Annotated in this window: 10 protein-coding genes; 8 read left to right on the top strand and 2 right to left on the bottom strand. The window is 71.5% G+C overall.

The annotated features are described in order from the left end of the window. The coding region (locus tag PHA29_RS09200; RefSeq protein ID WP_270849302.1) for an acyltransferase family protein at positions 1 to 808 on the bottom strand (808 nt) is incomplete at its 3' end. 226 nt (positions 809 to 1034) lie between these two features. On the opposite strand from PHA29_RS09200, the gene PHA29_RS09195 reads away from it, so the two are divergent. The 6 genes from PHA29_RS09195 to PHA29_RS09170 all read left to right on the top strand — a co-directional run bounded on the left by PHA29_RS09195 (position 1035) and on the right by PHA29_RS09170 (position 6686). Next, positions 1035 to 1214 carry a hypothetical protein gene (locus PHA29_RS09195; protein WP_270849300.1) on the top strand — a complete coding sequence of 60 codons (180 nt, stop codon included), beginning with the start codon at positions 1035 to 1037 and terminating at the stop codon, positions 1212 to 1214. A gap of 26 nt (positions 1215 to 1240) precedes the next feature. Further along, positions 1241 to 2239, top strand: a complete 999-nt coding sequence (locus tag PHA29_RS09190; protein WP_270849298.1) for a VanZ family protein — start codon at positions 1241 to 1243, stop codon at positions 2237 to 2239. A gap of 55 nt (positions 2240 to 2294) precedes the next feature. Further along, on the top strand, positions 2295 to 3659 hold the full coding sequence (locus PHA29_RS09185) for an ABC transporter permease (RefSeq protein WP_270849297.1): 1365 nt from the start codon (positions 2295 to 2297) through the stop codon (positions 3657 to 3659). 438 nt (positions 3660 to 4097) lie between these two features. Then, positions 4098 to 5003 (top strand): alpha/beta hydrolase, encoded by a 906-nt coding sequence (locus PHA29_RS09180; protein ID WP_270849295.1) that lies wholly within the window; start codon positions 4098 to 4100, stop codon positions 5001 to 5003. Between the two features lie 24 nt (positions 5004 to 5027). Next, positions 5028 to 6044, top strand: coding sequence for a YdcF family protein (locus PHA29_RS09175; protein ID WP_270405442.1), 1017 nt, complete (start codon positions 5028 to 5030; stop codon positions 6042 to 6044). A 162-nt stretch (positions 6045 to 6206) separates the two neighbouring features. Beyond that, complete coding sequence (locus tag PHA29_RS09170) at positions 6207 to 6686, top strand: YbaK/EbsC family protein (RefSeq protein ID WP_270849294.1); 480 nt, start codon at positions 6207 to 6209, stop codon at positions 6684 to 6686. Positions 6687 to 6786: 100 nt separating this feature from the next. Here the strand turns inward: PHA29_RS09170 and PHA29_RS09165 are convergent, their stop codons facing one another. Beyond that, entirely contained in the window at positions 6787 to 7692 is a 906-nt protein-coding gene (locus PHA29_RS09165; protein WP_270405440.1) for a LysR family transcriptional regulator, read from the bottom strand. Positions 7693 to 7927: 235 nt separating this feature from the next. On the opposite strand from PHA29_RS09165, the gene PHA29_RS09160 reads away from it, so the two are divergent. Then, the gene (locus PHA29_RS09160) at positions 7928 to 9280 is read left to right on the top strand and encodes an acyclic terpene utilization AtuA family protein (RefSeq protein WP_270849292.1); all 1353 of its coding nucleotides are present in this window, start codon (positions 7928 to 7930) and stop codon (positions 9278 to 9280) included. Positions 9281 to 9289: 9 nt separating this feature from the next. After that, positions 9290 to 9625 (top strand): DUF4387 family protein, encoded by a 336-nt coding sequence (locus PHA29_RS09155; protein ID WP_270849291.1) that lies wholly within the window; start codon positions 9290 to 9292, stop codon positions 9623 to 9625. The last annotated feature ends 97 nt before the right edge of the window (positions 9626 to 9722 follow it).

The following is a 9722-nucleotide window of genomic DNA, read 5'->3' as shown; positions in this document are numbered from 1 at the left end:
CGCGGTACATGAGCGGGCTCTCCCCGTCCGCGAACGCGAAGCCCGCGAGCAGCGCCGCCAGCCCGAGTGCGCCCGCCGCGGGCAGGACGCGCAGCGCGAGCGGGAGCGGAGCGCCCTCGCGGACGGCCCGCCTCCCCCGCGCCCGCAGGCCGTCGAGCGCGAGCGCGGTGAGCGCGCCGACCGAGAGCTCGGCCAGGCGCGTGTCCGTCCCGTAGTAGACGCGCGCCGTGTCGCCCGCCGGGTCGAGCAGCAGTGCCATGAGCGCGGTGGAGAGGGCGGCCAGGACGGCGCATGCGGCGATGGCCGCCCCGCGGGTGCGCAGCACCCGGTGCGCGGCCATGACGACGGCGGGCCACACGAGGTAGAACTGCATCGCCACGGCGAGGTACCACAGGTGGGTGAGCGGGGAGGGGAGGCCCGCCGCGGCGAAGTAGGAGACCTGGCGGAAGATGTAGGACCAGTTGACGAGGAACAGGGCGCTCGGGAGCGCGTCCGCCTGCACCTTGGGCAGCAGACCGGGGCTCGAAAGATAGGTCCCCAGCGCGGTGAGCGCGATCGCCGCGAGCACCGGGGGGAGCAGGCGCGCGAGCCGCCCGGCGAGGTAGCGCCCGTAGGAGAACGCGCCTCCCCGCGCGATGCGCCGCTCGACGGAGCGGGTCGCGAGGTAGCCCGTGATGACGAGGAAGACCGTGACGCCCAAGAAGCCCCCGGGCAGCGGCGAGGGGCGCAGGTGGTAGAGCACCACGCCCGCGATGGCGACGGCGCGCAGGCCGTCGATGGCCCCGATGCGCCCCTGGGTCCCGTCCATAGTGAATCCCCCTTCGATCGCGGCAAGTGTAGCACGCGGCCCGGACGGCGCCCGGGCGGGAGGGCGACCGGCCCCCTCCGCGCCCCCGCTGCAACCGTTACATGAATGTAATCCTGCTGTAAGGCAAATCGATGGCACCGCACGGTGCCGGGACGCACAATGGGGGTCGCCCTGCACGGGTGCGACGGTTGCGGCGGGAGGCGGTGCGGCGATGGGCGAGCGGGACATGGCGTATCCCTACGGCGACTCGAAGGGGGCGCCCGGCAGGCCCCGCCCCGCACGCCGCGTCCTGGTCGCCGTGCGCCGCGCCGCGCGCCGCGTGCTCGGGATGCTCGGATACCTGCTCGCCGTCTCCGCGCTCACGGCGGGGATGGTGGCGCTGCTCTGGAAGGTGTCGGGACGCTGATCGGCGTGCCCGGAGAAAGGTGGCCCATGGGTCTCATCAAACGGTTCCTCGCCGGTTACAGCGAGAGCTTCATCGCGGCGGTCGCCCTGTGGCCGATCGCGTCCGCCGTCCTCACCCTGCCGATACTCGCGTACCTGTACCATCGCGACGGGCGACTCAAGTTCGCCTCCGTCGTGTCGACCTACCTGGCCGTGCTCTACTTCCTGGGCCTCGGCTGCTTCACGCTCTACCCGCTGCCCGACGGCACCTCGGGACCGGGCATCTCGTACGGGGTGCCGTGGCAGCTGAACCCGCTCGCACCGATCGGCGACATCGCCCGCGAGGGGCTGTCCGCCGTCCCGCAGATCGCCTTCAACGTCGTCTTCTTCGTCCCGCTCGGATTCATCGCGGGGCGCCTGCTGCGCTGGGGGGCCGTGCGGTCGGTGGTCCTGGGGCTCGCGGTGTCGTTCGCGATCGAGGCGGCTCAGGGGACCGGCCTGTTCGGCATCTACCCGTATGCGTACCGCACCGCCGATGTGGACGACCTCATCTACAACACCTCGGGTGCGGCGATCGGCTGGTGGTGCGCGGCGGCGCTCGGGCGCGTCCTGCCGCCCGGGGCGCTGGCCGAGGACGGCGAGGTGACGCATGAGCCCGGGTTCGTGCGCCGCTGCGTGGCGTTCTGGCTCGACATGCTGCTCGTGCAGCTCTTCGCGGGGACGGCCGGAGGGGTCGCCAGCCTGCTGTGCTGGAACATCCCCGCGTTGGAGCCCCTCTCCGACGTCCCCTGGATACCGGCTGCCGCCGCGGTCGCGTTCGTCGCGGTCGAGCTCGCGGTCCCCTGGGTGCGCGGAGGCTCGACGCCGGGCGGCGGCTTCGTGCGCATGAGCTGCGAGACGCGTCCGAGGAAGGGGCTGCATCGGGCCGCGTTCCTTCTCGTGCGCCTCGTCGTGCTGGCCGTGGCGTTCGCCGACCTCCCGCTCGCCGGCCCCCTGCTCGCCCTGTTCTACCTTGCGGTCCGCCGCATGCCGTACGACTTGATCTGAGGGGTCGCCTGCCGCCGCGTGCGGCTTTCCATCCGTTTCGAAACCAGGAGGATCCATGCTGGTCAAGCTCGCCTTGGGGAACGTCCGGCGCAGCGCGCGCGACTTCTCGGTCTACTTCATGACGCTCGCGTTCGCGGCGTGCCTGCTCTACTCGTTCCTCGCATCCACCGACTACCTGCTCGCGCTCGACCTCACCGCCGAGCAGCGCTCCTACTTCGCCCAAGCCGGGCAGGTGCTCGTCGCGTTCTCGGTCTTCGTGGCGGTCGTCTTCGCGTTCCTCATCGGCTATGCGAACGTGTTCCTCGTGCGGCGCCGCGCCCGCGAATTCGGGCTGTACGCGCTGCTCGGGATGGGGCGGGGCCGCGTGAGCGCGGTGCTCGCGGCGGAGAGCGGCCTTGTGGGGGCGGGGTCGCTCGCGGCGGGCGTCGCGATGGGAGTCGTCCTGTCCCCGTTGTTCGGGCTGGTCGCCGCCTTCGTGTTCGGGGTGCCGTGGGCGCCGCGCATCGTCTTCTCGCCCGGGGCGTGCGTCCAGACGGCGGGGGCGTTCGCCGCGATCGCCGCGCTGGCGGCCCTGCGCGCGGTGCGCAGCGTGGGGAGGCGGCCCCTCGTCGAGCTCATGCGCGCCGCGAGGAAGCCCGAGCCGCGCCCCGTCACGGGCCGCATCGCGCTCGCCGGGCAGCTCGCGCTCGCCGTCGTCCTGCTCGCCGCGGTCTGGGGCACCTGCGTGCTCGCCCCCGGGTACTTCATGGTGTTCATCGTCCCCATGGGTTTCATCGCGCTGGGAGGCACGTACTTCGCGTTCCGCGTGCTCTCCGCCCGCGTCCCGGAGCGGCTCCGCGCGCGCCCTGAGCGCTACTGGAGGGGGCTTGCCCCCTTCACCGTGCGCCAGGTCGAGGCGTATGCGGAGAGCGGGTGCGCCGCCCTGGCGGCCGTATGCGTGCTACTCGCCGCCGGGATGTGCATGATCGTGGCGGGGCTCGTCTTCAGCGTCGGCCTGCATGCCGGCGACCTCGCCGGCAACGCCTGGGCGCTGGCTCCCATCGCGTACGCCTGCGTGTTCTACGGGGCGGCGTTCCTCGTGTCCGCGGCCGCGGTCCTCGCGCTGCAGCAGCTCTCGCAGGCGGCGGGAGGGGAGGCGTCCTTCAGGGCGCTCTCGCGTCTCGGGGCAGACCGGGCGCTTCTGCGCGCGTCCGTGCGCGCGCAGGTGGGGGTGAGCTTCGCGGTCCCCGCTGCCATGGCGTGCGCGCACTGCGTGTTCGGCTTCGCCCTCATCTACATCCTGTCGGTCGTGTTCGCCTCCGAGGGGTTCGGCATGTTCGCCGCGGCCACGCTCGCGCTGACCCTCGGCGTGCTCGTCGCGTACGGGGCGGTGACCGTCTCGGCCTGCTCGCGCGTGCTCGTCGGGGCCTCCCGGCGCTGAACCGGACGGCGGGCGCCGGCTGGGCGCCCGGCGGCCCGCGGCAGGAGGGGGGGGGTGGTCAAAAAAGCGACGAATTGCGAACCTGAATACGGTCAACCGACCCCCTGCCGCCCCGGATTGCTGCCGAAGCGAGCGACCGGCACAACATGTTGTGGGTAACGGGGTGCCGTACTACTAGGAAAATGCGACCGGCTGGCAAGGGATTCGCAATTCGCAGCATTATTGACCACCCCCTTGCGCATTCCCGTCTCCGAGCGGACGGCTGTATGCACGCGCCGCCGGGATACCTGCCCGTTCGTCGGCGGTGGATGCAGGACGCACCCGCCGTGTGAAGAGTCTGGAGTTGCCGGCCGCCGCGGCACGCTGGTATACCCTTTTGTGAACGGTGCGGCGACGCCGCACGGTCCGTTTCCGAGTCACGAAAGGCGAGCGACCGCCATGATCGTCGAGCAGCATGCCCTCTGGGGCGATGAGCCGAGCGCCGAGCGCCCGGCGACTTTCACCGCCTATCTCTCCGAGCCCGTCCCCGCACGGGCCGATACGCCCCGTCCCGCCGTCATCATCTGCGGGGGAGGGAGCTTCACGGGCATCGCCGCGCACGAGCAGGAGCCGGTGGCGCTCGCGTTCCTGAGGCTCGGGTTCCAGGCGTTCACGCTCGATTACGTGACGAGCTCGACGGGCGACGTCTCGTTCCCGAATCCCGAGGCCGACCTCGCCAAGATGATCTCGCGCGTGCGCGCGGAGGCGAAGGACCTGCATGTCGATCCCGGTCGCGTGGTCGCCGTCGGCTTCTCCGCGGGAGGCTTCGTCTGCGCGTCGCTCGCCGCCGAGTGGCGTAGCGGCGACCTGGCGGGGCGCGTGGGCGACCGGCCCGAGCACATCAGGCCCGACGCGGTCATCCTGGGCTATCCGCTGCTCGACCTGCGGATCGTGCGCGAGGAGCGCACCCGCGACCCGCGGATCGACCTCCGCGTGCCCAAGACGGGCGGCAAGACCGGGCGCGACCTGCTGAACGACTACCTCGCCATGGTCGTGGGCGGCGAGGCGACCGACGAGCGGATGGCCGAGGTCTGCCCCACGACGCACGTGACGCGCGACATGCCGCCCACCTTCGTCTGGGGTACCGCGGATGACCGCACGTGCCCGATCTCCCAGGTCTACGACCTGGCGTCGGCGTGCGCCGCGGCAGGGGTGGCCCACGAGGTCCACGTGTTCGACCGCGGCGGGCACGGCCTGTCCGTGGCCGATGTCAACACCTGCGCGGATAACGAGGAGGCGCAGGCCGCCGTCCGCCCGTGGGTCGGGCTCGCCGCCGCGTTCCTGGAGCGCTGCGGGATCCTGTAGGCGGGGCGACGGCGGGAGGCGACCATGGAGACGATCGAGTTGGTGCGGACATGCGGCGCGATCCTGGCCGCGGTGAGCGCGGTGGCGCTGGTCGCCGTGTTCGCGCGCGGTGCCCGGGCGGTGGGCAGGGCTTCGACCGCCATCGCGTTCGCCCTGTTCACCGGGCTGGTCCTGGTCTCCTGCGCGGAGCCGGGCGGCTTCGCGGTCCCGGCGGCTTCGCCCGTGCTCCTGTTCCCGCTGCTGGCGGTCGAGCTGCTGGCGCTGAACGGCGTGATGGTGCTCATCGCCCGCGGCACGACGACGAACGCGACGCTCGTCCCGCTGGGCGTGGCGCTCGCGCTCGCCGTCGTCTACACGGTCGCGCCCGGGTTCGCGGAGGGCGCGGGCGCACCTGCGGTCGGCAAGGCGGTCGACCTGCTCGCGCTGCTGGGGCTGTGGGGCTCGTTCTCGCTGGTCGCCCTCGCCGCGAGCTCCGCCGTGTACCGTCTGATCGGGCAGAAGATCGACCCGGGCGCCGATCGCGCCTACGACTTCATCCTGGTGCACGGGTGCGCGCTGTACGGCACGCGCCCGTCGCCCGTGCTCATGAGCCGCCTGGACTTCGCCTTCAACCTGTGGCAGCGCCAGGGCGGGCGCGGGAGCCTCGTCGTGTCCGGCGGCCGGGGCCCCGATGAGGAGCTCTCCGAGGCGTCGGCGATGGGGTCGTATCTGCTCGACCGGGGCGTCCCCGCCGACCGCATCATCGAGGAGGACCGCTCGACCACCACGCGCGAGAACCTTGCCTGCTCGCGCGAGCTCATGGACCGCGCATCGGAGGGGGCGCCGTACCGCGTCGCGCTGGTGACGAGCGAGTTCCATGCGTACCGTTGCGTCTGCGAGGCGGTGCGCCTGGGCATGGACGCCGACGGCGTGGGGGCGCCCAGCAAGGGCGACTCGTGGCTGCGCTCGATCGGGCGCGAGCTCGGCGCGGTGACGGTGCGGCATCTGTGGACCTACGGGGCCGTCGCGGCCCTGTGGGCGCTGGGGTTGCTGCTGCTGTGACCCCCGGGCGCAAGCGCAGACGGGGCCGCGTCCCGCGCGGCGTCTCGGATGAGGCCGAGCGCGACGCATCGACGGGATCGAGATAACGGATGGCGGGCCATGGGCACCAGGGCCCGGTGCCGCCCGTGGCGTCCGCCGCGGCGGCCGGAACAGGAGGGGAACATGTCGTTCGAGGTTGCCAAGAGGTATCTGGATAGCATCGGGCTGGGCGATCGGGTGATCGCGACCGAGGCCTCGAGCTCGACGGTCGAGGAGGCGGCGGAGGCGCTGGGCTGCGCGCCCGAGCACATCGCCAAGACGATGGCGTTCCTGGTGGACGATGCGCCGGTCCTCGTGCTGTGCGCGGGCGACGCCCGGGTGAACAACAGCATGTTCAAGGCGTTCTTCCACACCAAGGCGAAGATGGTGCCCGGCGACGCGGTCGAGGAGCTCGTCGGGCACGCCCCGGGCGGCGTGTGCCCCTTCGGCGCGAAGCCCGCGGCGCGGGTGTATCTGGATGAGTCCCTGCGTCGGTTCGACGTCGTTTACCCCGCATGCGGCGACGACCACAGCGGCGTGCGCCTGACCATCCCCGAGCTCGAGCGCGCCACGAACGCCTCCGGCTGGGTCGACGTCTGCCGTGGCTGGCGTACGGAGGAGTAGGGCTTCGGCAGCCGGGTCCGTCCGCGCCGCGCCTGTGCGGTATCCAGTGAAATCGGACGACGCCGAGAGGGCGTCGGCGTAGAGGGAGATGCCGGCGCGCTTACGGGCGCAGCCCCTTGACCAGATCGATCAGATGGCGCTCGGCGTGCGTGAGGTAGCGGCCGCGCCGGTGGAGGCACAGCAGCTCCCGGCGCATGGGGTAGCCCTCGATCTCGCACAGCGCCGGACCGCGCCCCCGCTGCGGCTGCTGCGCCGCCATGCCGGGGACGAAGGTGAACGCGCCGGCGAGCTCGGCGAGCTCGCAGGCGATGTGCATGTTCGCCGTCTCGGTGACGGGGCCCGGCGCGATGCTGAGCGCATGCAGGGCGTCGTCGGCGAGCGCGCGCATGTTGCGGCCGGGCTTGAGCAGGACGAGGGGCGCACCCTCCAGGATGCGGGCGTCGACCGGCGCGTTGCCGCGCCCCGGCGACATGCCGAGCTCCGCCGCCCTGGAGCTCGGAACCTGCAGGTACACGGTATCCGAGAGCACCGGTTCGCCCTCGAGCTCATCCCCGTCGACGCGGTAGGCGAGCGCCAGGTCGACCTCGCTTTGGCGGACGAGCCCGGCGAGGTCGCTCATCCGCTCCTCGGCCAGCGCGAGTTCCATCCCCGGGAAGCGCTCATGGAAATCCGCCCAGATGCGGGGGAGGAGGAACTCGGCGGTGAACGACGTCATGCCGAACACGATGCGCCCGCGGCTCTCGTCGCGCAGGTCGGCGATTTCGTCGCGGACGGATGAGGCCACGGCGAGGACCTCGCGGCATCCGCGCAGGTAGATCTCCCCTGCAGGGGTGGGGCGCAGGCGCCGGCGGCCGCGGTGGAACAGCTCGCATCCCAGCTCGCGCTCGAGGTTGATGAGCATGCGGCTGAGCGCGGGCTGCGTGACGTAGAGCCTCTCCGCGGCGGCGGTGATGCTGCCCGCGTCGGCGATCGTCAGCAGATAGCGGATCCGGCGCTCGTCTATCATCGGTTTCCCCTTCGTTCCTCGCGGCCCTCTCTATAACGGTATCGTTATCCTTATATACCAATAATGGAATTAGAGATTATATTCGCTGGATGGTAGGGTGGAGCCGTGGATTCGTCGACGCGCCGCCGCGGCCCACGTGCGGCGGCGCGGGCGCTGCGCGGCCCTGCGGCCCAGGTCCGGAAGACGGGCCGGGTGCGGTGCGCGACGCCGCCGGCATCGAGAGAAGGGACTGCCTATGGCGACGACCAAGATCTTCATCCCCTACGGGGCGGTCGGCCTCAACTGCCGCGAGGACGCCTTCGAGGCGGGTCTCGCCATGGGGCCGGACATCATCTCCAGCGATGCCGGCTCCACGGACTCCGGCCCCTACTACCTGGGCTCGGGCCGCGGGAAGTACGCCGAGGCGGATGTTCGCCGCGACCTCAGGCGCATGGTGCTCGGCGCGCACGAGCTCGGCATCCCGGTGACCATCGGCTCCGCCGGCACCTGCGGCTCCGATTTCGGCGTCGACGAGGCGGCGCGGATCGTGCGCGAGATCTGCGCGGAGGCGGGTATCCGGAAGACCGTCGCCAAGATCTACTCGCAGCAGGACCGCGAGGTCATCAAGGCGAAGTACCGCGAGGGCAGGGTGTCGCCGCTCGCCGGCGCGCCCGAGATCTCCGAGACGACCTTCGACGAGTGCTCGACCATCGTCGCGCTGCTCGGCGCCGAGCCCTATCAGAAGGCCCTCGCCGAGGGCGCCGACATCGTCATCGGCGGCCGCTCGACCGACACGGCCGTCATGGCCGCCTACCCGCTCATGCGCGGCGGCGACGAGGCGAGCTGCTGGCACATGGCTAAGACCGTGGAGTGCGGCGGCGTGTGCACGAGCGCGGGCCTCACCGGGGGCGTGTTCGCCGAGGTGGACGAGGGCGGCTTCACCATCCGCGCGGTCGCCCCCGGCGCCACCGCGTCGGCGTACTCGGTCTCCTCGCATCTCATCTACGAGAACGCGAACCCCATCCAGCTCACCGAGCCGGGCATCCGCATCGATACGACCGGGTCGACCTACACCGAGGTCTCCGATACGGCGGTCCGCGTCGAGGGGACCGCGATCGAGCATCTGCCCTACACCATGAAGCTCGAGGGGGCGGGCGTCGCCGGCTACCAGACCGTGAGCATGGCGGGCATCCGCGACCCCAAGATCATGGCCGACCCGCAGCGCTGGGTGGACGCGGTGAGCGCCGCCGGCGTCGAGAAGCTCGAGCGCATGGGCATCCCGCGGGACAGCTACCGCTTCTGGCTGCGCCCCTACGGCTACAACGGCGTGTCCGGCGCCCCGGTCCCCGCGGGCTACGTGCCCAACGAGGTGCTCATGATGCTGTGCGTCACCGCCGACGACCAGGCGCGCGCCACGCAGATCACCAAGGCGTTCAACCCGCTCATGCTGCATCACAACATCTTCGAGGGGACGCAGATGCCGAGCTACGCCTTCCTGTTCTCGCCCGCCGAGATGGAGCGCGGCGCGACCTATGAGTTCAAGCTGTATCACACCGTCGCGGTCGACGATCCCATGGAGCTCGTCCGCCTCGAGTTCGAGACCTGCTAGGAGGCTTGCATGGATATTTCCGCCACCGTCGCCGCGACGCCTACGGTCGGGTCGACCGCCCGCTACCTGCGCAGCAAGAACGCCGGCCCCTTCTGGATCACCATCGACGCGTTCTGCCTGAGCGTCGAGGACACCCGCGCGATCGCCGCCGCCTTCGAGCGCGAGCGCGACCGGATCGCCCTCATGTTCTCGGTCGACCCGGCCGACGTGCTCATCTACTGTCTGGAGGACATCATGGTCGCCAAGGTGAGCCTCCCGCGCGTGCCGGTCGAGGGTTCCCCCGACGAGCGCGATATGCACGGCGGCCAGGCCTACGTGTCGCTTCTGGGCATCGAATTGCGATAGGCAAGACAGGCTTCGCTGCCACGACGCCTCCGGGGACGGGCCGGGTGGGGATCGCCCCGCCCGGCCCGCTCTGGGTCATTTGGGGACGGGGTCGTTT

The organism is Candidatus Collinsella stercoripullorum (genome assembly GCF_027669965.1).
Classification (GTDB): Bacteria; Actinomycetota; Coriobacteriia; order Coriobacteriales; family Coriobacteriaceae; genus Collinsella; species Collinsella stercoripullorum.
This window is presented reverse-complemented; position numbering and strand designations above follow the sequence as displayed.

What these genes read in the sequence shown, in the direction of transcription:
- PHA29_RS09165 (WP_270405440.1), bottom strand. Translation starts at nt 7,692, where the DNA reads ATGATAGACGAGCGCCGGATCCGCTATCTGCTGACGATCGCCGACGCG.
- PHA29_RS09190 (WP_270849298.1), top strand. Translation starts at nt 1,241, where the DNA reads ATGGGTCTCATCAAACGGTTCCTCGCCGGTTACAGCGAGAGCTTCATC.
- PHA29_RS09195 (WP_270849300.1), top strand. Translation starts at nt 1,035, where the DNA reads ATGGCGTATCCCTACGGCGACTCGAAGGGGGCGCCCGGCAGGCCCCGC.
- PHA29_RS09155 (WP_270849291.1), top strand. Translation starts at nt 9,290, where the DNA reads ATGGATATTTCCGCCACCGTCGCCGCGACGCCTACGGTCGGGTCGACC.
- PHA29_RS09175 (WP_270405442.1), top strand. Translation starts at nt 5,028, where the DNA reads ATGGAGACGATCGAGTTGGTGCGGACATGCGGCGCGATCCTGGCCGCG.
- PHA29_RS09185 (WP_270849297.1), top strand. Translation starts at nt 2,295, where the DNA reads ATGCTGGTCAAGCTCGCCTTGGGGAACGTCCGGCGCAGCGCGCGCGAC.
- PHA29_RS09170 (WP_270849294.1), top strand. Translation starts at nt 6,207, where the DNA reads ATGTCGTTCGAGGTTGCCAAGAGGTATCTGGATAGCATCGGGCTGGGC.
- PHA29_RS09160 (WP_270849292.1), top strand. Translation starts at nt 7,928, where the DNA reads ATGGCGACGACCAAGATCTTCATCCCCTACGGGGCGGTCGGCCTCAAC.
- PHA29_RS09180 (WP_270849295.1), top strand. Translation starts at nt 4,098, where the DNA reads ATGATCGTCGAGCAGCATGCCCTCTGGGGCGATGAGCCGAGCGCCGAG.